Origin of the sequence: Pseudomonas sp. Irchel s3h14, assembly GCF_900187425.1 — a bacterium.
Classification (GTDB): Bacteria; Pseudomonadota; Gammaproteobacteria; order Pseudomonadales; family Pseudomonadaceae; genus Aquipseudomonas.
The window spans coordinates 65,231-87,531 of the sequence record NZ_FYDJ01000004.1 but is presented as its reverse complement, the minus strand read 5'-3'; the positions used below and the strand labels follow the sequence as shown (position 1 = coordinate 87,531).

21 protein-coding genes are annotated in these 22,301 nt (G+C 58.8%); 12 read left to right on the top strand and 9 right to left on the bottom strand.

Annotated features, from left to right (window positions below):
• Window positions 1-183 precede the first annotated feature (183 nt).
• The 5 genes from CKW16_RS09665 (at window position 184) to CKW16_RS09645 (ending at window position 4,383) form a co-directional block, all read left to right on the top strand.
• Window positions 184-567, top strand: coding sequence for a tautomerase family protein (locus CKW16_RS09665; protein WP_095128213.1), 384 nt, complete (start codon window positions 184-186; stop codon window positions 565-567).
• A gap of 31 nt (window positions 568-598) precedes the next feature.
• Window positions 599-1,216: a TetR/AcrR family transcriptional regulator gene (locus CKW16_RS09660; protein WP_095128212.1), complete on the top strand. Its 618-nt coding sequence runs from the start codon at window positions 599-601 to the stop codon at window positions 1,214-1,216.
• A gap of 179 nt (window positions 1,217-1,395) precedes the next feature.
• The gene (locus CKW16_RS09655) at window positions 1,396-2,355 is read left to right on the top strand and encodes a 2-hydroxyacid dehydrogenase (RefSeq protein ID WP_095128211.1); all 960 of its coding nucleotides are present in this window, start codon (window positions 1,396-1,398) and stop codon (window positions 2,353-2,355) included.
• Window positions 2,356-2,499: 144 nt separating this feature from the next.
• Window positions 2,500-3,567 (top strand): phosphotransferase family protein, encoded by a 1,068-nt coding sequence (locus CKW16_RS09650; RefSeq protein ID WP_095128210.1) that lies wholly within the window; start codon window positions 2,500-2,502, stop codon window positions 3,565-3,567.
• 48 nt (window positions 3,568-3,615) lie between these two features.
• Window positions 3,616-4,383 carry an SDR family oxidoreductase gene (locus tag CKW16_RS09645; RefSeq protein WP_008149805.1) on the top strand — a complete coding sequence of 256 codons (768 nt, stop codon included), beginning with the start codon at window positions 3,616-3,618 and terminating at the stop codon, window positions 4,381-4,383.
• A gap of 87 nt (window positions 4,384-4,470) precedes the next feature.
• On the opposite strand, the gene CKW16_RS09640 is transcribed toward CKW16_RS09645, so the two are convergent.
• Window positions 4,471-5,067, bottom strand: coding sequence for a hypothetical protein (locus tag CKW16_RS09640; RefSeq protein ID WP_095128209.1), 597 nt, complete (start codon window positions 5,065-5,067; stop codon window positions 4,471-4,473).
• Window positions 5,067-5,480, bottom strand: a complete 414-nt coding sequence (locus CKW16_RS09635) for a hypothetical protein (RefSeq protein ID WP_095128208.1) — start codon at window positions 5,478-5,480, stop codon at window positions 5,067-5,069. Before CKW16_RS09635 ends, CKW16_RS09640 begins: the two co-directional genes overlap by 1 nt.
• A gap of 321 nt (window positions 5,481-5,801) precedes the next feature.
• Here CKW16_RS09635 and CKW16_RS09630 point away from each other — a divergent pair, with 321 nt between their 5' ends.
• On the top strand, window positions 5,802-6,917 hold the full coding sequence (locus CKW16_RS09630; protein ID WP_095128207.1) for a Gfo/Idh/MocA family protein: 1,116 nt from the start codon (window positions 5,802-5,804) through the stop codon (window positions 6,915-6,917).
• A 415-nt stretch (window positions 6,918-7,332) separates the two neighbouring features.
• On the opposite strand, the gene CKW16_RS09625 is transcribed toward CKW16_RS09630, so the two are convergent.
• The 6 genes from CKW16_RS09625 to CKW16_RS09595 form a co-directional block, all read right to left on the bottom strand.
• Window positions 7,333-7,581 carry a DUF1652 domain-containing protein gene (locus CKW16_RS09625; RefSeq protein ID WP_095128206.1) on the bottom strand — a complete coding sequence of 83 codons (249 nt, stop codon included), beginning with the start codon at window positions 7,579-7,581 and terminating at the stop codon, window positions 7,333-7,335.
• A gap of 129 nt (window positions 7,582-7,710) precedes the next feature.
• A complete protein-coding gene (locus CKW16_RS09620; RefSeq protein ID WP_095128205.1) occupies window positions 7,711-9,207 on the bottom strand; it encodes a helix-turn-helix transcriptional regulator in 1,497 nt (498 codons plus the stop codon).
• A gap of 226 nt (window positions 9,208-9,433) precedes the next feature.
• Window positions 9,434-10,327 carry an RNA polymerase sigma factor SigJ gene (gene sigJ, locus CKW16_RS09615; protein ID WP_095128204.1) on the bottom strand — a complete coding sequence of 298 codons (894 nt, stop codon included), beginning with the start codon at window positions 10,325-10,327 and terminating at the stop codon, window positions 9,434-9,436.
• A 3-nt stretch (window positions 10,328-10,330) separates the two neighbouring features.
• Window positions 10,331-10,765: a carboxymuconolactone decarboxylase family protein gene (locus tag CKW16_RS09610; RefSeq protein ID WP_095128203.1), complete on the bottom strand. Its 435-nt coding sequence runs from the start codon at window positions 10,763-10,765 to the stop codon at window positions 10,331-10,333.
• A 95-nt stretch (window positions 10,766-10,860) separates the two neighbouring features.
• Window positions 10,861-12,144, bottom strand: coding sequence for a Zn-dependent hydrolase (locus tag CKW16_RS09605; RefSeq protein WP_095128202.1), 1,284 nt, complete (start codon window positions 12,142-12,144; stop codon window positions 10,861-10,863).
• 132 nt (window positions 12,145-12,276) lie between these two features.
• A complete protein-coding gene (locus CKW16_RS09595) occupies window positions 12,277-13,761 on the bottom strand; it encodes an NCS1 family nucleobase:cation symporter-1 (RefSeq protein WP_095128200.1) in 1,485 nt (494 codons plus the stop codon).
• A 551-nt stretch (window positions 13,762-14,312) separates the two neighbouring features.
• Between CKW16_RS09595 and hydA the strand changes: the two genes are divergently transcribed.
• From hydA to preA, 3 genes are all read left to right on the top strand, one after another.
• Complete coding sequence (gene hydA, locus CKW16_RS09590) at window positions 14,313-15,752, top strand: dihydropyrimidinase (protein WP_095128199.1); 1,440 nt, start codon at window positions 14,313-14,315, stop codon at window positions 15,750-15,752.
• A gap of 154 nt (window positions 15,753-15,906) precedes the next feature.
• A complete protein-coding gene (locus CKW16_RS09585; protein ID WP_095128198.1) occupies window positions 15,907-17,274 on the top strand; it encodes an NAD(P)-dependent oxidoreductase in 1,368 nt (455 codons plus the stop codon).
• On the top strand, window positions 17,275-18,549 hold the full coding sequence (gene preA / locus CKW16_RS09580; RefSeq protein ID WP_095128197.1) for an NAD-dependent dihydropyrimidine dehydrogenase subunit PreA: 1,275 nt from the start codon (window positions 17,275-17,277) through the stop codon (window positions 18,547-18,549).
• A gap of 111 nt (window positions 18,550-18,660) precedes the next feature.
• Here the strand turns inward: preA and CKW16_RS09575 are convergent, their stop codons facing one another.
• Window positions 18,661-19,281, bottom strand: coding sequence for a TetR/AcrR family transcriptional regulator (locus CKW16_RS09575; RefSeq protein WP_008149783.1), 621 nt, complete (start codon window positions 19,279-19,281; stop codon window positions 18,661-18,663).
• A 140-nt stretch (window positions 19,282-19,421) separates the two neighbouring features.
• On the opposite strand from CKW16_RS09575, the gene copC reads away from it, so the two are divergent.
• The 3 genes from copC to CKW16_RS09560 all read left to right on the top strand — a co-directional run bounded on the left by copC (window position 19,422) and on the right by CKW16_RS09560 (window position 22,215).
• Window positions 19,422-19,787 carry a copper homeostasis periplasmic binding protein CopC gene (gene copC, locus CKW16_RS09570; protein WP_095128196.1) on the top strand — a complete coding sequence of 122 codons (366 nt, stop codon included), beginning with the start codon at window positions 19,422-19,424 and terminating at the stop codon, window positions 19,785-19,787.
• 3 nt (window positions 19,788-19,790) lie between these two features.
• Window positions 19,791-20,651 (top strand): copper homeostasis membrane protein CopD, encoded by an 861-nt coding sequence (gene copD / locus CKW16_RS09565; RefSeq protein ID WP_095128195.1) that lies wholly within the window; start codon window positions 19,791-19,793, stop codon window positions 20,649-20,651.
• 265 nt (window positions 20,652-20,916) lie between these two features.
• Window positions 20,917-22,215 (top strand): OprD family porin, encoded by a 1,299-nt coding sequence (locus tag CKW16_RS09560; RefSeq protein WP_095128194.1) that lies wholly within the window; start codon window positions 20,917-20,919, stop codon window positions 22,213-22,215.
• Window positions 22,216-22,301 lie beyond the last annotated feature (86 nt).

The following is a 22,301-nucleotide window of genomic DNA, read 5'->3' as shown; positions in this document are numbered from 1 at the left end:
GGGCGCGATTGTCCGGGATTAATGAGCAGAAGCAAAGACTTAGCTGAGGAGTGGTTGTGCGGATCAGATCCTCTGGCACCCTTTATTAAATAGATGTTTTAAAAAATCTATTCAATAAAGGATTGCCGTCATGTAATTTCGATCCCGACTGCTGACCGGCAACCCTTATTTCGGAGCCCTCTCATGCCACTCGTTCGCGTCGACATCAAAAAGCATCAAGACCCTACTCATGCCAAACGTGTCGGGCAATTGATCTACGCCGCCATGCACAGCGCCATTGGCGTGCCGGAAAACGATAATTTCCAGATTCTTGCCGAGCACGATGTACAGCATTTCATCTTTGATCCCGGCTACCTGGGCATCAATCGCACCGACAATCTGGTGGTGATTCAGATCACCTTGAGCGAAGGCCGCACCATCGAGCAGAAAAAACTCCTCTACAAAACCATTGCCGAGAGCCTTAACGCCGAACTGGCGGTGCGTCTGGAAGATGTATTCATCAATCTGGTGGAAGTAAAGAAAGAGAACTGGTCGTTTGGCAACGGCATAGCCCAGTACGCCAGCTGATTTCTGCCTTCTATATACCTGTGAGCCGCCAATGCCCCGAGTCTCCCGCAAACAAGCCGAACTCAACCGCGAGATCATCGTCGAAGCCGCCACGCGTCTGTTTCGCGAACGCGGCCTGCACGGGATCAGTGTCGTCGATGTGATGGGTGCGGCCGGCCTGACTCATGGCGGCTTCTATGGTCACTTCGAATCCAGGGAAGCGCTGGCGCAAGAGGCGTGCAGCCGGGCGTTCACCCAATCGATGGAACGCTGGAAGCAGAAAATAGAGGATAACGACGACAGCCTCTCGGCTCGCGAGAGCATCATCGCGCCCTACCTGTCTGCGGCCAATCGCGATAATCCGGGCGAAAGCTGCCCAGTGACCGCGTTTGCCGGCGACATGTGTCATGAAACCGCTGAAAGCGGTTTGCACCAGACCTACACCCAAGGGCTGGAGGCATTGTTGCAGATGCTGGCACCGCTGATGGGCGCGGATCAGCCCGACACCAATCGGCAAAAAGCGTTGGTGGACTATTCGCTGATGGTCGGCGCCCTGACCCTGGCCCGCGCAACCCGTGGTAACGCCTTGTCCGATGAAATCCTCGACGCAGCCCGGACATTTCTCACCTCGGACACGGCCGCGACGCCGACTGCAGGATCGGCCTCATGAACATTCCTGCGCTGAACTGAGATAAACACAGCGCAGTGTTAAACGCCGTGGATGTGTAAGCGCTATCGGAGGTTGCAGGCCACAAGCCTGCTATCTTTGGTAAATGCCAGACCGTTGCGCAATCAGCAATCCGAGCGACGTTCGAGCCCCCGACTTTCCGATGCCCACAGGAGCCCAGCATGCCCGCAACCGTTCTGGTACTGGTTGAAACCATCAATGATTACCTGCCGATTCTCGAACATCAGGGCTTTCACCTGATTCTGGCGCCCACGCCTGCCGAGCGCGCCGATGCCATCACACGGCATGGCGCGCAGATCGATGCGGTGCTGACCCGTGGTCCATTGGGGCTGTATGCCGACGAAATCGCCGCCCTGCCCAATCTCAAGATTATCTGCGTGATCGGCGCCGGCTACGAACACGTCGACCTGCAAGCCGCCGCCAACCGGGGCATTACGGTCACCAATGGCGCCGGAGTCAATGCCTCTTCCGTCGCCGACCATGCCATGGCGATGCTGCTGTCTCTGGTACGTGACATTCCCCGTTGCGACGCCGCCGTACGCCGGGGTGAGTGGCCGAAAATCATGCGCCCTTCCCTGGCGGGCAAGCACCTGGGCATCCTGGGTCTCGGTGCAGTCGGGATGGCCATCGCCAAACGCGCCGCCCACGGCTTCGATATGACGGTCAGTTACCACAACCGCCAGCATCGCAGCGATGTGCCGTACAGCTTCCGCTCGACGCCCACCGAGCTGGCACGGGAATCAGACTTTTTGGTCGTCGCCACCCCCGGCGGGCTGGGCACCAAACACCTGATCAACCGACAAGTACTCGACGCCTTGGGCCCTCAGGGGTTCATCGTCAACATCGCCCGAGCCAGTGTGATCGTCACTGCAGACCTGATCAGCGCGCTTGAGCAGCGCAGGATTGCTGGCGCTGCGCTGGATGTCTTCGACACAGAACCCCACGTACCCAATGCCTTCAAAACGTTGGCCAATGTGATCCTCACCCCGCATGTCGCCGGTTTGTCCCCGGAAGCCACTCAAGGCACCGTGGAGCTGGTAGGTCGCAATCTGGTGGCGTTCTTCACCGGCAATCCGGTATTGACCCCGATTGCCCTGCCATCGTCGACGAGCATGATCTGACCACCATTCAAACAGGTGTATCAAACACAATGATTGCCCGGCAACACGCTCACCTATAAGGGCGTTTCGTGGTTGTGGGTGTCGGGTGTGCGCATTAGATTAGCCAATAGTCTCAGGCCTCCAGAATAAGCAGAAGGGATAAGCATGGCGCTTACTGACCAGTCCACACGTATCCGCACCGGCGAAGAACTCGATGCCAGCCTGATCGATCCGTACCTCAAGGCCCACATTCCGGGCCTGAGTGGTTTGCCGCAGATCAGCCAGTTTCCGGGCGGTGCGTCGAACCTCACCTACTTGCTGGAATACCCCGAGCAGGAGTTCGTCCTGCGTCGCCCGCCCTTTGGCCACAAGGCCAAATCCGCTCACGACATGGGCCGCGAATTTCGCATCCTTAATCAGCTCCGTGATGGTTTTCCGTACTGTCCCAAAGCCTACGTGCACTGCACTGACGAATCGGTGATCGGTGCCGAGTTCTATGTGATGGAACGGGTCAAGGGGATCATCCTGCGCTCCGAACTGCCGCCGGAACTGGGTCTGGATTCGGCGAAAACCGAAACGCTGTGCAAGAGCTTCATCGACAAGTTCGTTGAACTGCACCGGGTCGACTACAACGCCTATGGCTTGGGCGACCTCGGCAAACCCGAAGGTTATGTCGCGCGGCAGATCAAAGGCTGGAGCGATCGCTACGAGAAAGCACTGACGCCGGACGCGCCGAAGTGGGAAGCGGTCAAAGCCTGGCTCAACGACAAGATGCCGGCCGATCACCCGACCTCCAGCATCGTCCACAACGACTACCGCTTCGACAACGTGATCCTCGACCCGAACAATCCGATGGACATCATCGGCGTGCTCGACTGGGAATTGACCACCCTCGGCGACCCGCTGATGGACCTGGGCAACACCCTCGCCTACTGGATCGAAGCCGACGATCCGGCACCGGTGCAATTGATGCGCCGTCAACCGAGCCACGCACCGGGCATGCTGACCCGCCGCGAGTTCGTCGATTACTACGCCGAGCGTTCAGGCATCCAGATCGACAACTTCGACTTCTACTACACCTACGGCCTGTTCCGCCTGGCCGGCATCGTGCAGCAGATCTACTACCGCTTCTTCCATGGTCAGACCCAGGACAAACGCTTCGCGCAGTTCATTCACATGAACAAACTGCTGGAGCAGATGAGCCTGCAAGTCATTTCGAAATCCAGCCTCTGATCGCCCGGCTCCGATTACATTCCCTGGCCCCAATAACAAGGAAAAACCATGTCCAAGACTCAGTTGTTCGACCTCGATGGCAAAATCGCATTCGTATCCGGCGCCAGCCGCGGCATCGGTGAAGCCATCGCCAAACTGTTGGCCCAGCAAGGCGCCCATGTCATCGTCTCGAGCCGCAAACTCGACGGCTGCCAGCACGTGGCTGACGCGATCATCGCCGCCGGCGGCAAAGCCACTGCCGTGGCATGCCACATCGGTGAAATGGAACAGATCAGCCAGGTCTTCGCCGGCATCCGCGAACAGTTCGGGCGCCTGGACATCCTGGTCAACAACGCGGCGACCAACCCGCAGTTCTGCAACGTACTGGACACCGACCTCAGCGCTTTCCAGAAAACCGTCGACGTGAACATCCGCGGCTACTTCTTCATGTCGGTGGAAGCCGGCAAGCTGATGCGCGAAAACGGCGGCGGCAGCATCATCAACGTCGCCTCGATCAACGGCATCTCGCCGGGGATCTTCCAGGGCATCTACTCGGTGACCAAAGCGGCGGTCATCAACATGACCAAAGTATTCGCCAAGGAATGCGCGCAGTTCGGCATCCGCTGCAACGCCCTGCTGCCAGGTCTGACCGACACCAAATTCGCTTCGGCGCTGGTGAAGAACGAGGCTATTTTGAACACCGCATTGCAACAGATTCCGCTCAAGCGTGTGGCGGATCCGAGTGAAATGGCGGGAGCGGTGTTGTATCTGGCGAGTGATGCGTCGAGTTACACCACTGGGGTTTCGTTGAATGTGGATGGTGGGTTCTTGTCCTGATCCGATTTACCGGATGAGCAAAAGGCAGCCTTCGGGCTGCCTTTTTATTGTTCTGATGGTGATCGCCAGCTGGATAAAGCAAGGACACTACTCAGCGCGAACAAACTCAACCGGCTTCCCAGTCAGATCCAGAACTCTAAAATAGCCCTTGATGCTCTTTACATTACGGATCGCCAGCTGAACATGCGTTTCATGCATAAAGTCCGTGCCTGGATAAAGACGTTCACCCTCCCAGAATGGTGAACGGACAGAATCGTACGCAGGTGCCTCCGTAACCTCCCGGAAGGTATGTAAGGCATCAATGACCTGACAATCCAAACGACGTAGGTAGGGATTGTTTTTCTTAAGCGGTTGACCGCCCTCTTCTTTAGAAGCGGCTTCAAGCCAGAGGTAGGTCTGACGGATTTCACGCAACGCACTCTCGGCGGTGAAATCCAGACAACGGCCCAAGTCAATCACTGCGCCAATCACAAAGGGATTTTTGATAGAGCTCCGCTTTTGCGCATTCGTCGCAAAGCTCAGTGCGCGTTGCGGGTTGTTTTCCCAAAAATAGGCGCCGCGACCAAGCCAATCATAGTCATTAGTGCTATCAAGTAGCGTTGCCTCGCCAGCCAGTACGCGCTCGCCAATTTCTCGTTCGCACCCATGGAAACCAAGAACAAAAGAAGGAGAAATGCAATACATCAGCGAGCCTTGGCATCCCCATTCACACGTTCGAAAAACGCTCGAACCTTGTTCGGGTCCTTGAGCATTTCAGCAGCGTATTCATCGATACGCACCGAAGCGCACGTGGCGGCTGATAACTTGGTGCCGTTAGAACCGACCATGACCCAGCCACTCTCAGCCGCTGTTTTGTATCCTTCGCTATCCATATCGATCCTCACTCCTGAGCCACTTTTTGCAACCGCAGCTGCGATAAATCCGTATGCCTTCTCGGAATTGGTTTTGACAGTACTGGCACGACCGCTAACGATTTTTCCGTTCGCCAGGCGGATGATGCCGCCATGCTGGAATCCGACAGAATCACGTACAGCCTTAGCTTCGTGACGATCACCATCAACGAAAACACAGATTGTATTTTCGAGATCCTTCGACATAGCCACCTCTATTCGAGCTTCGTTGCATTGCTCAAATTTGATTAATTAGTGGCCAATATAGTCTGAGGTGTATGTCCCGTCATCAAAGCCCGCGGTTTGTGGTTGATCTGGGCACCCGGAAACGATAGAGATCGATAGCGAGACGCACAAGCCGGCGGATTCCGGCGTAGTTGTAGGCAATGGAGCAAGGCGGTGTAGCCGTTCTCTGTGCTTTCTGAAACAGCACAGCAAAAAGAATTATTATTCCAGTATGTTGCACAAAGAGAATATTTATTCCATAAATAGCCCTCCTCAAAACAAAATCCCAAAAGGACCCCGGCTATGCGCAAACTCGGTATCGGACTCATCGGCACAGGTTTCATGGGCCGCGCCCATGCCTTGGCGTTTTGCAACGTCAGTGCGGTTTTCGAACTGCCCCTCAAGCTCAAACTCGCCGCCCTGGCCGACGCCGATCCGCAGCGAGCCCGCCACTGTGCCGATGCCTGGGGTTTCGACACCGCTCATAGCGACTGGCAACAACTGATCGATGACCCCAAGGTCAATCTGATCGCCATCACCACGCCCAATCACCTGCACTACCCCATGGCCATGGCCGCCCTCGCCGCCGGCAAACCGGTGTATTGCGAAAAGCCGTTGGCGGTGAATCTGCAACAGGCCGATGCCATGCGTCTGGCGGCCAAAGCGGCGGGGGTGGTGACGCGGGTGGGTTACAACTATCAGCACAACCCGATGATCGGGCTAGCCCGGCAGCTGATTAAAAACGGCGACTTGGGTCAGATCATCAGTTTCCAGGGTGAATTCAGCGAAGACTTCATGGCCGATCCCGCGTCACCCTGGTCGTGGCGTTGCGATGCCGATCATGCCGGTGGCGCACTGGCGGATCTGGGTAGTCACTTGTTGGCCATGGCCCGTTATCTGGTGGGCGATGTCGAGGCAGTGAGCGCCGACACCCAGACCGTGCACCGGCAACGTCCCGCCACGGCTGGCAGTCTGGAACAACGCAGTATCGCGGTCGACGATCAGGTCCACGCCTTGTTGCGGTTTGCGAATGGCGCTCGTGGCACGTTCAGCAGCAGTTGGCTCAAGCACGGCTACAAGAATCACCTGAGTTTCGAAATCAGCGGCACCCAAGGGACTTTGGTGTTCGATCAGGAACGCCTGAATGAACTGCGTCTGTTTCGTGCCGGTCAGGACGGTTTCCAGCGCTTTCTGGCAGGGCCGAATCTGCCAGGTTATGCGGCGTTCAGCCCGGCGGCCGGGCATCAGCTCGGCTACAACGAACTCAAGACATTGGAAGTCCATGATTTGGTGATGGCGCTGGCAGGTTTATCTCAGGGTGGAACAGATTTCGAACAGGCGTGGGAAGTCGAACGCCTGGCGACGGCCATTCGACTGGCAGCGCAGGAATCACGCTGGGTCAGGATCGAGGAAGTCTGAGCGAAACGCGCGGATACCCGCCAGCAGCACAGCGCCGCTGGCGGTTCAACGTGAGCAGATGGACGCTTACTGAGTGATGCAACGAGTGAGCGTGGTTTCCCTGGTCACCTGCCCCTCAGCCCTCACATCGCCTTGCACATCGGTGCTTTCAGTGGTCTGGCAAGTGCGCACAGGGGGTGGAGGCGGCGCGGCGGGAGGTGGCGGTGGAGGACTGGCACAACCACCCAGAATCGCTATCCAGAGTGCGAACGACAGTGTTGTAAAAGTGCGTTTCCCAAGACTTTTCATAGGTTGACCCGCGGTAAGTGATCGACATATTTCCGCGACCCAACACTCTCACCGCGTACCCGCGGACCGGTCACAGAAAAAATACTCTCGTATTCTTTATACGACCGCCGGCAAAACCCGACAGTTCCTAGGACGTTTCGCGACGACTCAACGTGTTGCTCTCGAGTTCATAACGCAGCTCTTCGATCAACGCTGCCACCGACTCCGGCGTTCTGAGGTTAGCCACGCTCAACCCGGTGACCACCAGATCCACCTGACCCGACACCGGATGATAGAGCTTCACCGTCAGTGAATGATCACCCGTAACAGCGCAGTCACAGGCCAACGGCGAAAAGCTCCGCTCCAGTTGCATACGCAATTGCGCCACATAAATCATCTGGCAGTTCCTGTAGCTGTTTCGAAAGGGACGCGATACCCGAAGACCTGTATCGCACCCTTACAGCCTAAGAACTGCCGCCCCCGCCTTGAACATGAATTTGCACCCCCTCGAGTAGTGCATTTGCACCTACCGCTGGGCCTTGGGCCGCCACTCGCCGGAGAACAAACCGCGCTCGCGAGCCCAGACAATCGCCTCGCTACGACTGTGAACATCGAGCTTGGAATACACCGTCGAAACATGGTTGCGCACCGTGTTGGGTGCGAGCTTGAGCCGCGCGGCGATTTCCTTGTCAGCCAGGCCTTCGCAAATCAGGCCGAGCACATCGCGCTCGCGGGCAGTCAGGTCGGTGAACGACACGCCAGGCAACTGCGGCGAGTTGACGTTTTTCACGTTAGCGAGCTTCTCGATGAGCGTGCGACTGAACCAGGAGGCGTCTTTCATCACCTCTTCGATCGCCGACACCAGCTCCAGCTCCGTGCGTTTACGTTCGGTGATGTCCATAAACACCAGCAGGTAGCAGGGACTGTCCTGAATGTTCACGGTGTCGGCCGAGACCGCGCAATCAATCAGCCCCGCGTCTTTCTTGCGTACCCGAACATCGACACGATCCACGCTTCCGGTTTTTTCCAGCGCTGCAAACAGTCGCGAGCGCGCGCCTGTGTCATCGATAAAATCGATCTGCGTCACCGATTGGCCGAGCACTTCTTCACTGGAATACGCGAGCGTATCGAGGAACGCTTCATTGACGTCCATCACCACCTGATCGCCGGCGTTGCACACCAGGATCGGCACCGGGGTCAGTCGAAACGCCTTGGCGAAACGTTCCTCGCTCTGGCGCAGGGCGACTTCAGCCTTATGCCGAGGCTCGATGTCGACGAAGGAAAACAGCATGCAGGCTTCGTCGTTCAGCTCAAGGGGCTGGCCGGCGACGATCACCTGTTTGCTGCCACCTTCGGGTAGCTGCAACTGCGCCTGCATTTGCGGAATGGTCGCCCCTTCGCGCAACCGCTGCTTGGCCAGGTCTTTGTTTTCGGCCCCCTCCAGCACGTCCAGTTCGTAGGTCGAACGGCCGATTACCTGATCACGGGTATAGCCGGTCATCTCCAGGAAGCCCGGGTTGACTTTGATGTAGCGCAAATCGCTGAGGCGACAGATCACCGCCGGGGCCGGGTTGGCATTGAAGGTTTTTTCGAAACGCTGTTCGGCGCTGGCCCACTCCGTGACATCGTTCATGATCAGCACCAGCGACTCCGGCTTGCCAGCGCTGTCGGCCAATACCATGCTGCGCACGCTGTGGACCCAGGTGCGCTCTTCGTCATCGGTGGGCGTCACCTCAACCAACACATCGCTGAAGGACTCGCCTCGGGCGACGCGGCTGATCGGATAATTGTCGGCCTGAACCGGATGATTATTGCGATAACGCAAGGCGAAGCGCTTGGCGTACTCCTTGGCATTCGCCCCCAGCTCGCTGAGCTGCCCGACGCCGTGCATGGCCAACGCGGCGTCATTGGCCCAAAGGAGGGTCTGGTCGAGCTCCAGCAGAATCACCCCATCTGACAGGCCGGCGATAATCTGCTGCAACTGACGGCGATTGGTTTCGGTGGTCAGGACGTCCTGGCTCATTGGATCTCCACGCGTGCGGCGGCGCATTCACGCGCCACCCTGTGAAGATTACGACCGCGTGGGGGTGGGATAGTGCAGAGGACTCATCCCCCGACATCGATCGTTCCCACGCTCTGCGTGGGAATGCCTCAAGGGACGCTCCGCGTTCCAGCTCTCGAAAGGGACGCGGAGCGTCCCGGGCTGCATTCCCACGCAGAGCGTGGGAACGATCAGTGCCGGCACTAAGTCACTGCACATCCAACAAATCCTGCAGCCCCGCCAACTTCTCCGGGTTACGCATGATAAAAATCCGCCTCACCCGCCCCGCTTCGTCAAACCCAAAAGTCATCGACGCAGTGATGACCCCGTCTGCCTTGATGATCACGCCTTGGGCACCATTGATTTCGCTGGGCAGCCATTCGCAAGCCTGCCAATAGACGTGCAACGACTGACCAATGAAATCCAGCACGCGGGTAATGCCGGACAAGGTTTCGCGGATCGCCGAGGCCTTGCCGCCGCTGTCGGCGCAGAGTTCGACGTCTTCGCTCAGCATCGCGGTCAAGGAAGCGGTCGAGCCGCTGGCGATGGCGCTATGGAAAGCGCTGAGCAATTGGTCCTGACGTGCCGGTTCCGGCTGAAAGCGCGTTTGTCCGCTGCCCAGGCTGGCCTTGGCTCGGGACACCAGTTTGCGGCACGCTGCCTCTTGAACCCCGACCGCGTCAGCCACTTGCGCGTAATCCATGTCGAATATTTCGTAGAGCAAATACGCGGCACGCTCCTTGGGGGTTAGCCGTTCCAGCAACAACAGGAACGCGGTGGACAGCGACGAGGCCAGTTCATGCCTGTGTTCGGGTGAATCCTGGTGGGTGGTGTGAATCGGTTCCGGCAACCAGGTGCCGATGTAATCAACCCGCGACTTGTGAGCCGAGCGCAGCAGATCGATGCAGTGCCGAGTGCACGCTGTGGTCAGCCAGGCGGCCGGCGCGGCAATGGCGGCGCGGTCGGCCTCCAGCCATTTGATGAACAGCTCTTGCACGACATCCTCGGCTTCGGCGCGGGAGCCGAGGATGCGATACGCCAGACCAAGCAAAAAGGGCCGGCGCTGCTCGAACACAGCGGCGGCATTTTCAGCGGAGTTCATCAATCAGTGCCTCGACACCTGCAAACGGTTCCACAGGTTGATCATGCCGATATCGGCCGTCAAGGCACCGATTTGCGCGTCATTGAAGTGCTCGCGCAAGTCGCCGCGCAGGCTGGCGTAGTCGGTCTTTTCATCGAGAACGGTGAGGGCTTCGGTCCAGGCCAGGGCGGCGCGTTCGGAGGCACTGAAATCGTTGACGTGACGCCAGACGATCAGCCGATCCAGCCGCTCGTTGGTTTCATTGGCTTCACGGGCCTCGCGGGTATGCATCTTCACGCAGAAACCACATTGGTTGATCTGCGAGGCACGCAGGTGCAGCAGGTGTTTGAGGGTCGGGTCGAGGTCGTGGCTGTCGAGGGTGACGTGGACCTGGGTCAGGCTTTCGAACACCTGAGGAATCGATTGCAGCAGGTTGACCGGTTGGGTGTTGGACGACATCGTGTTGCTCCACTGTTTGGGGGATTCAACAGGATGACGATTGAGGATTCGGGTTTGTGACGTGCGCTGTTTTTTTTCAGCGCACGTCATGCATTTCAAGCCGCCAATTCACCGTTGGCAATCGCCGCCGACGCCGCCAGCATCGCCCGCAACAACACCGCACACCCGGCCGCCAGATCATCCGGCGCGGCGTTTTCGATTTCGTTGTGGCTGATACCGCCTTCGCACGGTACGAAGATCATCCCGGCCGGGCCGAGTTCGGCGAGGAAGATTGCGTCGTGTCCTGCTCCGCTGACGATGTCCATGTGCGACAGGCCCAAGCCTTGGGCGGCGCCGCGTACCGCTTCGACGCAGCCTTTGTCGAAGTACAGCGGCGGGAAATCCGCAGTGGGTGTAAGTTCGAAGGTCAGGCCGTGTTCCTCGCAGGTGGTTTCGATGACTTCGCGGACTTCGGCGATCATCGAATCCAGGCGCGCCGGTTCCAGATGACGGAAGTCCAGGGTCATGCGCACTTCGCCGGGGATGACGTTGCGTGAGCCGGGATAGGCTTGCAGGCAGCCGACGGTGCCGCAGGCGTGGGGTTGATGTCCGAGGGCGGCGCGATTGACCGCACCGACGATCACCGAGGCGCCGACCAAGGCGTCCTTGCGCAGGTGCATCGGCGTCGGGCCGGCGTGGGCTTCGACGCCGCGCAGTTTCAGGTCGAACCATTTCTGGCCGAGGGAGCCCATCACCACGCCGATGGTTTTGTGTTCGTCTTCGAGGATCGGGCCTTGTTCGATATGGGCCTCGAAATAGGCGCCGACGGCATGGCCGCTGACCTTGCGCTCGCCGGCATAGCCAATGGCGTTCAAGGCTTCACCGACGGTGACGCCCTCGGCATCGACTTTGGCCAGGGTTTCTTCGAGGGTGAATTTTTCCGCGAACACACCGGAGCCCATCATGCAGGGGGCGAAGCGTGAGCCTTCTTCGTTGGTCCAGACCACCACTTCCAGCGGCGCTTCGGTTTCCACGCCCAGGTCATTGAGCGTGCGCAGCACTTCGACGCCGGCCAGTACGCCGAAGCAGCCGTCGAACTTGCCGCCGGTGGGTTGGGTGTCGATGTGACTGCCGGTCATCACTGGTGGCAGGTTGGGGTTGCGGCCCGGACGGCGGGCGAAAATGTTGCCGACGGCATCGATGCTGACGGTGCACCCGGCCTCCTCGCACCAGTTGACGAAAATGTCCCGAGCCTGACGGTCGAGGTCGGTCAGGGCCAGGCGACAGACGCCGCCCTTGACCGTGGCGCCGAGCTTGGCTAGGTCCATGAGCGACTGCCACAAGCGGTCGCGGTTGATGTGCTGATGGGTGGACTGCAGAACGTCTACGGCAGCGTTCATGATGATCTCCTCAGTTCTTCTAGTTCTGATAGTTCCCACGCTCCGCGTGGGAATTCATCCATGGACGCTCTGCGTCCAGGCGTGGGACGCTCTGCGTCCCGGGCTGCATTCCCACGCAGAGCGTGGGAACGATCAAACCGTGGATTTCGCGATTGACGGATTCGGGCGCATCGAACACAACCCGTAATAAATCAGTCCGCCCAGTGCCGATCCGGTGAACCAGCCATAGTCGTAGAACCAACTGAATGCATCGCTGCCGAGCGACAGCAGCGTCAGCGCCACTGGCACACCAAACGCAATAAACCCAAACCAGTTCCACGCCGGGTAAACGTCATCGCGATAGAGGCCGGCCAAGTCCAGTTGCTGTTTCTTGATCAGGAAATAGTCCACCACCATGATCCCGGCAATCGGCCCCAACAGGCTCGAATAGCCCAGCAACCAGTTGGAATACACCGTCTCCAGGCTCAAATCCGAGACGATCAAACCGAGCTTCTTCAACAGCTCATGGGCCATCAGCGCCAAGCCGACCAGGCCGGTGAGCAACACCGCTTTGGTGCGGTTGATGTACTTGGGGGCGACGTTCTGGAAATCGTTGGTCGGCGAAACGATGTTGGCCGCGGTGTTGGTCGACAGCGTGGCGATGATGATCAGCGCCATGGCCAGTGCGACCCAGACCGGGCTCTGGATATGACCGATCAGGGTGACCGGATCGGAGACGGTGACGCCCACCAGTTTGACCGAGGCGGCCGTCATTACCACGCCGAGGGAGGCGAACAGAAACATGGTCAGGGGCAAGCCGATAATCTGCCCGACGATCTGGTCCTTCTGGCTTTTCGCGTAGCGGCTGAAGTCCGGAATGTTCAGGGACAAGGTGGCCCAGAACCCGACCATGGCGGTCAGCCCGGCGGCAAAGTAACTGACCACGCTCGCGCCTTCTGGACGTTTGGCCGGGATCGCCAGCAACTCGGTCATCGACACGTTCGGCATCGCCCATACCAACAGGCCCACGCCCACCAGCACCAACAATGGCGCCGAGAGGGTTTCGAGCCATTTGATCGAGTCCGCGCCGCGAATCACCACCCACAGGTTCAAGGCCCAGAACACCATGAACCCGATCACTTCACCGGTACCGCCGAGGGATTTCCAACCGTCGAACACCGAGCCGAGAAACAGGTGGATGGCCAGCCCGCCGAACATCGTCTGAATGCCGAACCAGCCACACGCCACCAGCGCCCGGATCAGGCACGGAATGTTGGAGCCGAGGATGCCGAAGGACGAACGCAACAACACCGGAAACGGAATGCCGTACTTGGTGCCGGGAAAGGCGTTCAGGGTCAACGGGATCAGTACGATGATGTTGGCGAACAGAATCGCCAACAGCGCTTCGCCGACGCTCAGGCCGAAATACGCGGTGAGCACGCCGCCGAGGGTGTAGGTCGGCACGCAGATCGCCATGCCGACCCACAATGCGGTGATGTGCCATTTGTTCCAGGTTCGTTCGCGCACCTTGGTCGGTGCCATGTCGTGGTTGTAACGGGGGCTGTCGAGGACGTCACTGCCGGCTTCGAGCTCAAACAAGCCGTCGCGCTCGGTCACTTGCGATCTGATCTGTTGCATGGCCGCTCCACTGTTCTTTTGATTATTGTTGCTCATCAGGGGCTGGCGGCATCAATTAACGTGCCGGCTACCCCGTTTGCGCATCGGGCAGTTCCATAAAAACTTTGTAACCAACTGATGTTTATCAGTTTTATTTATATAGCCGTTGAGTCACCGGTTACTTGCTTGTTCACTCAGGCCAAATGCCAGGCAAGTTGTCCGAACCGTCAGGACTCAATCTGGTGCATACCACTTTTTTTCAACGTCGCGCATCAACCATAGACCATCCTCAACCGGCTGATTTCACATAAGAAATCTCGTCTATTTTTGGAACCTGTCAAGTGCGTCAAAATGGTGAGAGGCCTCACCATTTTGGTGATTTACGTATTTAGTCGTTATTTATCAATTAGTTAAAACAGATATAAGCTTATAAAAAATATTCTTGCTCAATCCTAAAACTCAGACTAGCGTTTATTCCTGACAGCGCTGACAGGAATACACCTGTTTGCGTCGGCTTCAAATAAAACATTTAGAACCGGCACAAGTCGGTCATTGCCTGCGAGGAACTCGGAATGTCTCTGTTGATCCGTGGCGCCACCGTTATTACCCATGATGAAAGTTATCGCGCCGACGTCTATTGCGCCGACGGCGTGATCAAAGCCATCGGTGAAAGCCTTGATGTTCCCGCCGATGCCGAAGTGCTCGACGGCAGCGGCCAATACCTGATGCCCGGCGGCATCGATCCGCACACCCACATGCAACTGCCCTTCATGGGCACAGTGGCCAGCGAAGACTTCTTCAGCGGTACTGCGGCGGGACTTGCCGGTGGCACCACGTCGATCATCGACTTTGTGATTCCAAATCCGCAGCAATCCTTGATGGAAGCCTTTCATCAGTGGCGCGGCTGGGCCGAGAAGTCGGCGTCGGATTACGGTTTCCACGTCGCGATCACCTGGTGGAGCGAACAGGTGCGCGAGGAAATGGCCGAGCTGGTCAGCCAGCACGGGGTCAACAGCTTCAAGCACTTCATGGCCTACAAGAACGCGATCATGGCCGCCGACGACACCCTGGTGGCGAGTTTCGAGCGCTGCCTGGAATTGGGCGCGGTGCCGACCGTGCATGCGGAAAACGGTGAGCTGGTCTATCACCTGCAACGCAAGTTGATGGCCCAGGGCATGACCGGCCCGGAAGCGCATCCATTGTCGCGCCCCTCGCAAGTGGAAGGTGAGGCGGCCAGTCGGGCGATCCGCATTGCCGAAACCCTGGGCACGCCGCTGTATCTGGTGCATGTCTCGACCAAGGAAGCCCTCGACGAAATCACCTACGCCCGCAGCAAGGGCCAACAAGTCTACGGCGAAGTCCTGGCCGGGCATTTGCTGCTGGACGACAGCGTCTACCAACACCCGGACTGGCAGACCGCCGCCGGTTACGTGATGAGCCCGCCCTTCCGTCCGCGCGGCCATCAAGAAGCACTTTGGCACGGTCTGCAGTCGGGCAACCTGCACACCACCGCCACCGACCACTGCTGTTTCTGCGCCGAACAAAAAGCCGCCGGCCGTGACGATTTCAGCAAGATCCCCAATGGCACGGCCGGTATCGAAGACCGCATGGCGGTGCTCTGGGATGAAGGGGTGAACACCGGGCGTTTGTCGATGCAGCACTTCGTGGCGCTCACCTCCACCAACACCGCGAAAATCTTCAACCTCTACCCGCGCAAAGGCGCGATTCGCGTCGGTGCAGACGCGGATCTGGTGCTGTGGGATCCGGAAGGTACGCGGACGATTTCGGCGAAGACTCACCATCAGCAAGTGGACTTCAACATCTTCGAAGGCAAGACCGTGCGCGGCGTACCGAGCCACACCGTCAGCCAGGGCCGGGTGGTGTGGGCCGATGGCGATTTGCGGGCCGAGCGTGGTGCCGGGCGGTATGTCGAACGGCCGGCGTATCCGGCGGTGTTTGATTTGCTGAGTAAGCGGGCTGAGTTGAACAAGCCGACAGCTGTGAAACGCTGAAATCGAGGCCTTCGGCCTTCGCGAGCAAGCCCGCTCCCACATTTGAAATGCATTCCCATGTGGGAGCGGGCTTGCTCGCGAAGGCGGCAGCCCTGACGACGAAAAACTCAATGCCCATCAGAGGCAGTACCTCAATAACCGTGAGGCCAACACCGTGATCAAGACTCTGAACCACCTCCCGCATCCGCACGAGAATGCGGCCGCCCTCGCCGGCCATTTCACCGATCTGGCGCCGCCACTCAACGACCGTCAGGCCCATCTGGAAGCCTCGCGTTGCCTGTACTGCTACGACGCGCCGTGCGTGAATGCTTGTCCGAGCGAGATCGATATTCCGTCATTCATCCGCAATATCCATCAGGAAAACGTTCAGGGCGCCGCGCAGAAAATCCTCTCGGCGAACATCCTCGGCGGCAGTTGCGCCCGGGTCTGCCCGACGGAAGTGCTTTGCCAGCAAGCCTGCGTGCGCAACAACGACCATGAATGCGCACCGGTGCTGATTGGCCTGTTGCAGCGTTACGCCGTCGACAACGCACACTTCAGCGAACACCCCTTCACCCGTGCGGCATCAACCGGCAAGCGCATCGCCGTGGTCGGCGCCGGTCCGGCCGGTTTGTCCTGCGCTCACCGCAGTGCCATGCACGGTCATGACGTGGTGATTTTCGAGGCGCGGGAAAAGGCTGGCGGCCTCAACGAATACGGGATCGCCAAGTACAAACTGGTGGACGACTACGCGCAGAAGGAGCTTGAATTCCTACTGGAGATCGGCGGAATCGAAATCCGCCACGGGCAGAAACTCGGCGAAAACCTCACCCTCAGCGACCTGCATCAGCAGTTCGATGCAGTGTTCCTTGGCCTCGGTCTGGCCGCCAGCAAACAGCTGGGGCTTGCTCATGAAGATGCACCCGGTCTGCTGGCCGCCACCGATTACATCCGCGAACTGCGTCAGGCCGATGACCTGACCCAACTCCCCCTCGCTGACCGTTGCATCGTTTTGGGCGCCGGCAACACCGCCATCGACATGGCCGTGCAAATGGCTCGCCTCGGGGCGCGCGACGTCAACCTGGTGTACCGCCGCGGTGTCGAGGAAATGGGCGCCACCGGCCACGAACAGGACATCGCCAAAGCCAATCAAGTGCGTTTGCTGACGTGGGCACAACCCGAAGAAGTCCTGCTCGATGCTCAAGGCCAAGTACGCGGCATGCGCTTCGCTCGGACCTGGTTAGTCGAAGGTCGCCTGCAAGCCACTGGCGAAACGTTCGAACTGGCCGCTGATGCGATCTTCAAAGCCATCGGCCAGGCCTTTGATGGCAGCGCCCTCGCCGATCCGCTGGCCCGTGAACTCAAGCGTCAGGGCGAGCGAATTCAAGTGGACGAAAACCTGCGCACCAGCATCCCCGGCGTGTACGCCGGCGGCGACTGCACCAGTCTCGATCAGGACCTCACCGTGCAGGCCGTGCAGCACGGCAAACGGGCCGCCGAGGCCATCAACGCCCAACTCATGCTCAACGTGGAGGCTGCGTAAATGGCCGATCTCTCGATTGTCTTCGCCGGCATCAAAGCCCCCAATCCGTTCTGGCTGGCCTCCGCGCCACCGACCGACAAGGCCTACAACGTGGTCCGCGCCTTCGAGGCCGGCTGGGGTGGCGTGGTCTGGAAAACCCTGGGTGAAGACCCGGCGGCGGTCAACGTGTCGTCGCGCTACTCGGCGCACTTCGGGGCCAACCGCGAAGTGGTGGGCTTCAACAACATCGAACTGATCACCGATCGCTCGCTGGAGATCAACCTGCGGGAAATCACTCAGGTCAAAAAAGACTGGCCCGACCGCGCGCTGATTGTGTCGCTGATGGTGCCCTGCGTCGAAGAATCCTGGAAATTCATCCTGCCGCTGGTGGAAGCCACCGGCGCCGACGGTATCGAGCTGAACTTCGGTTGCCCGCACGGGATGCCGGAGCGCGGCATGGGCGCGGCGGTTGGCCAGGTGCCGGAGTACGTCGAGCAGGTCACCCGTTGGTGCAAGACGTATTGCTCGCTGCCGGTGATCGTCAAGCTCACGCCGAACATCACCGACATTCGCGTCGCCGCCCGTGCGGCTCATCGTGGTGGTGCGGATGCGGTGTCGCTGATCAACACGATCAACTCGATCACCAGCGTCAACCTGGAGCGCATGGTCGCCAATCCCGCCGTGGGCAGCCAAAGCACTCATGGTGGTTATTGCGGTTCGGCGGTGAAGCCGATTGCACTGAACATGGTCGCCGAAATCGCACGCGATCCACAGACGCAAGGCCTGCCGATCTCCGGCATTGGCGGCATTGGCAACTGGCGTGACGCGGCGGAGTTTATTGCGCTGGGCAGCGGCTCGGTGCAGGTGTGCACGGCAGCAATGCTGCATGGCTTCCGGATTGTCGAGGAGATGAAGGACGGCTTATCGCGCTGGATGGACAGTCAGGGCTACGCCAGCGTGTCAGAGTTTTCCGGGCGTGCGGTGGGCAACACCACGGACTGGAAGTACCTGGACATCAACTATCAGGTGATTGCCAAGATTGACCAGGAGGCCTGCATTGGTTGCGGTCGTTGCCACATTGCTTGCGAAGACACTTCGCACCAGGCGATTGCGAGCCTTAAGCAGGCGGACGGGACGCATAAATATGAAGTGATTGATGATGAGTGCGTGGGGTGCAATCTGTGTCAAATCACGTGTCCGGTGCAGGATTGTATCGAGATGGTGCCGATGGATACGGGCAAACCGTTTCTGGATTGGAATCATGATCCGCGCAATCCCTACCACGTCGCTCCCTAACCGATCGTTCCCACGCTCTGCGTGGCAATGCAGCCCGGGACGCTCCGCGTCCCAAAGCGGACGCAGAGCGTCCATTGAGGCATTCCCACGCGGAGCGTGGGAACGATCGAGTTAGGGCTCCAACCCAATCCCCCGCAAGATCACACTCGTCACCGTCTGCACCGCACGCTCGAACTGCATGTCCGACAACGGCTGATGGTCATTCAGAATATTCACCTGATGATCAAAGTCGGCGTAATGCTGGGTCGACGCCCAGATCATGTACAGCAGGCTCGAAGGTTCCACCGGCAGGATGCGTTTGTCGTCCACCCACTGGCGAATTTTCGCTTCTTTCATCTTGGCCCAGTCGTACAGACTCACGTCCAGCTTCTCACCCAAGGTCGGTGCGCCGTGGATGATTTCGTTGGCCCAGACTTTGGAGCCGTAAGGCCGGCTGCGGGAGTGGTTCATCTTGGCGCGGATGTAGCTGCTGAGCACAACGCGCGGGTCGTCGAACATCTCGAAGCACAGAGCGTCCTGTTTCCACACTTCCAGCAGACCCAACAGCACCGCGCTGTACAGCTCACTCTTGGTGCTGAAGTAGTAATGCAGGTTGGAGCGCGGCAGTTGCACTTCGGCGGCGATGTCGGCCATGGCGGTGCCGCCGAAACCTTTTTCGGCGAACACCTTTTCGGCCCCCAACAGAATTTTCTCGACGTTACTGCGACGAATCTCGATCTTGTGATTGCCCATGAGGGCTCCCTGACAACAGCGTTGCTCAAGACTAGCATCCGCTCTACCTCGCGGCGACAAGGGAAAACGAAACTTCGTACACCCAGCTTCTCGCAGGTAAACTGGCCGCCTTTTCGAACCTGCCTCAGAGGTATTCCACGATGTTGCTCAAGAAAACCCTGACCACTGCCGCCCTGCTCGGCTCGCTGTTCTCCGCTTCATCGGTGTTTGCCCACGCCCATCTGAAAGACCAGACCCCGGCCGCCGACAGCACGGTGAGCGCACCGTCGGAACTGCGCCTGGTGTTTTCCGAAGGCGTTGAAGCGACCTTTTCCAAAGTCACTATCAGCAAGGACGGCAGCGATGTGCCGGTGAAAAGCCTCGCCACCGAAGGCAGCGACAAGAAAACCCTGATCGTCACCCCGGCCGCACCGTTGGCAGCGGGTGCCTACAAAGTCGAATGGCACGCGGTGTCGGTCGATACCCACAAAAGCGAAGGCGCCTACAGCTTCAAGGTTGGCCAGTAATTCATGACGAGCGCGATGGTGCTGTGCCGCTTTCTGCATTTCACCGTCGTGCTGATGCTGTTCGGGACGTGGGTGTTCAGGCCGCTGCTGGTCAATGGCGACGCTGGAAATCTGGATCAGCGATTGGCCAGAACAAGCCGCTGGCTGGCGGCGTTGGCGTTGGTCACTGGCGTTGGCTGGTTGCTGCTGATCACCGCCAGCATGGCCGGTTCGTGGGACGCGGCATTCGATCCGTCGACCCTGCAACTGGTGCTGGGCAAAACGTTTTTCGGGCAGGTCTGGCGCTGGCACTTGCTGCTCAATGCGTTGTTGGTCGCGCTGCTGATGACGCCATTGCGTGCAAACCTGCCCCTGCGAATCGGCCTCGCCAGCTTGCTGCTGGCCACCCTCGCCCCGGTCGGCCACGGGGCCATGCTCGACGGCCTCAATGGCCAATTGCTGATTCTCAATCAAATCATTCACCTGACCTGCGTCGGTGCCTGGCTCGGCGGCTTGATGTTGTTGGTGATGATCCTGCTGCAGCCGGCAGAGCATTCCATCAAAGCGACCTTGCAACGCTTCAGCGGCATTGGTTACGTATTGGTGGCCGGGTTGGTGATGACCGGGCTGATCAACGTTCGCGTACTGACCGGGCAATTCTGGCCGACGCCGTTGCTGTCCGGGTTTGCGCTGATTCTGTTGATCAAGGTTCTGCTGGTCGCCGCAATGCTGGGATTGGCGTTGTTCAATCGGCTGCGGATCAATGACTGCGAGCAGCGTCCGACTGCTCTGAAAAGCAGTGTAATTCTCGAATGGTTGCTCGGGATGGGAGCGGTGGCTGCCGTTTCTTTACTAGGCACGATGCCGCCGATGATTGTGAGCTAAACACAATCCAATGTGGGAGCGGCGGTGCGGCGATCCGACTTGCTCGCGAAAGCGGTGTGTCAGTCAGCCAATGCGTTGAATGTGACGCCGCTTTCGCGAGCAAGCCCGCTCCCACAAGGGTTCTTCGACATACTACAAAACCGAGCCAAGTCATCGTACAACTTCTGATTGACATTCCCCGCAACACTTGCAAATAATCCGCCCCAATGTTGTACGACGACGTATAACAAAAAATAAAAACAACAAGAAACACGGGAGCGTCACTGTGAGCAAGCTCGTCCGCAATTCCTCCGTCTGCACCCCTCGCCCAACTTTCGCACGCCGTCACACCCTGAGCCTGATCGGTTGCAGCAGCCTGGCCCTCGCCTTGCCCATGACCAGTCATGCCGAAGGTTTCGTCGATGACGCCAAAGCCACGCTGAACCTGCGCAACTTCTACATCAACCGCAACTTCACGAACCCGGCCTACCCGCAGGGCAAGGCTGAAGAGTGGACGCAAAGCTTCATCCTCGATGCCAAATCCGGATTCACCCAGGGACCCGTCGGTTTCGGCATGGATGTGCTGGGCCTGTACTCGGAAAAACTCGACGGTGGCAAAGGCACGGGCGGCACCTCGTTGCTGCCGATTCATGACGACGGCCGCCCGGCCGACAATTTCGGGCGCCTGGGCGTGGCGCTGAAGGGTAAAGTCTCGAAAACCGAATTGAAGGTTGGCGAATGGATGCCGGTGTTGCCGATCCTGCGCTCCGACGATGGCCGCTCGCTGCCGCAAACCTTTCGCGGTGGTCAGGTGACGTCCACCGAGATCAGTGGCCTGACGCTCTACGGCGGCCAGTTCCGCGCCAACAGCCCGCGCAACGATGCGAGCATGGAAGACATGTTCATGAACGGCAAATCCGCTGCCTTCACCTCGGACCGTTTCAACTTTGGCGGCGGTGAATATGCGTTCAATGAGAAGCGCACCCAGGTCGGTGTCTGGTACGCGCAACTCAGCGACATTTATCAGCAGCAGTATTTCAACCTGAGCCACAGCCAGCCCATCGGCGACTGGACCCTCGGCGCCAACCTTGGCTACTTCATCGGCAAGGAAGACGGCAGCGCCCTGGCCGGCGACCTCGACAACAAAACCGCGTTCGCCATGCTCTCGGCCAAATACGGCGGCAACACCTTCTTTGTCGGCCTGCAAAAACTCACCGGCGACGATGTCTGGATGCGGGTCAACGGCACCAGCGGTGGCACCCTGGCCAACGACAGCTACAACTCCAGCTACGACAATGCCAAGGAAAGATCCTGGCAGCTGCGCCACGACTACAATTTTGTGGCGCTCGGCATTCCCGGCCTGACGATGATGAACCGCTACATCAGCGGCGATAACGTGCACACAGGCACCATCACCGACGGCAAGGAATGGGGCCGCGAATCAGAACTGGCTTACACCGTACAGAGCGGCGCGCTGAAGAACCTCAACGTCAAATGGCGTAACGCGTCGATCCGCAAGGATTTCAGCATCAACGAATTCGACGAAAACCGCATTATCATCAACTACCCGATCTCATTGCTGTAAGGCGGGTATCACGACAAGGTTGGATCCCCGATTTGTGCCACAACTCACTCTTTGTAGCAGCTGGCGAAGCCTGCGTTCGGCTGCGT

Excerpts from the sequence above, each read along its gene's own strand:
- CKW16_RS09665 (WP_095128213.1), top strand. The coding sequence starts at position 184 with ATGCCACTCGTTCGCGTCGACATCAAAAAGCATCAAGACCCTACTCAT.
- CKW16_RS09660 (WP_095128212.1), top strand. The coding sequence starts at position 599 with ATGCCCCGAGTCTCCCGCAAACAAGCCGAACTCAACCGCGAGATCATC.
- CKW16_RS09655 (WP_095128211.1), top strand. The coding sequence starts at position 1,396 with ATGCCCGCAACCGTTCTGGTACTGGTTGAAACCATCAATGATTACCTG.
- CKW16_RS09650 (WP_095128210.1), top strand. The coding sequence starts at position 2,500 with ATGGCGCTTACTGACCAGTCCACACGTATCCGCACCGGCGAAGAACTC.
- CKW16_RS09645 (WP_008149805.1), top strand. The coding sequence starts at position 3,616 with ATGTCCAAGACTCAGTTGTTCGACCTCGATGGCAAAATCGCATTCGTA.
- CKW16_RS09640 (WP_095128209.1), bottom strand. The coding sequence starts at position 5,067 with ATGTATTGCATTTCTCCTTCTTTTGTTCTTGGTTTCCATGGGTGCGAA.
- CKW16_RS09635 (WP_095128208.1), bottom strand. The coding sequence starts at position 5,480 with ATGTCGAAGGATCTCGAAAATACAATCTGTGTTTTCGTTGATGGTGAT.
- CKW16_RS09630 (WP_095128207.1), top strand. The coding sequence starts at position 5,802 with ATGCGCAAACTCGGTATCGGACTCATCGGCACAGGTTTCATGGGCCGC.
- CKW16_RS09625 (WP_095128206.1), bottom strand. The coding sequence starts at position 7,581 with ATGATTTATGTGGCGCAATTGCGTATGCAACTGGAGCGGAGCTTTTCG.
- CKW16_RS09620 (WP_095128205.1), bottom strand. The coding sequence starts at position 9,207 with ATGAGCCAGGACGTCCTGACCACCGAAACCAATCGCCGTCAGTTGCAG.
- sigJ (WP_095128204.1), bottom strand. The coding sequence starts at position 10,327 with ATGAACTCCGCTGAAAATGCCGCCGCTGTGTTCGAGCAGCGCCGGCCC.
- CKW16_RS09610 (WP_095128203.1), bottom strand. The coding sequence starts at position 10,765 with ATGTCGTCCAACACCCAACCGGTCAACCTGCTGCAATCGATTCCTCAG.
- CKW16_RS09605 (WP_095128202.1), bottom strand. The coding sequence starts at position 12,144 with ATGAACGCTGCCGTAGACGTTCTGCAGTCCACCCATCAGCACATCAAC.
- CKW16_RS09595 (WP_095128200.1), bottom strand. The coding sequence starts at position 13,761 with ATGCAACAGATCAGATCGCAAGTGACCGAGCGCGACGGCTTGTTTGAG.
- hydA (WP_095128199.1), top strand. The coding sequence starts at position 14,313 with ATGTCTCTGTTGATCCGTGGCGCCACCGTTATTACCCATGATGAAAGT.
- preA (WP_095128197.1), top strand. The coding sequence starts at position 17,275 with ATGGCCGATCTCTCGATTGTCTTCGCCGGCATCAAAGCCCCCAATCCG.
- CKW16_RS09575 (WP_008149783.1), bottom strand. The coding sequence starts at position 19,281 with ATGGGCAATCACAAGATCGAGATTCGTCGCAGTAACGTCGAGAAAATT.
- copC (WP_095128196.1), top strand. The coding sequence starts at position 19,422 with ATGTTGCTCAAGAAAACCCTGACCACTGCCGCCCTGCTCGGCTCGCTG.
- copD (WP_095128195.1), top strand. The coding sequence starts at position 19,791 with ATGACGAGCGCGATGGTGCTGTGCCGCTTTCTGCATTTCACCGTCGTG.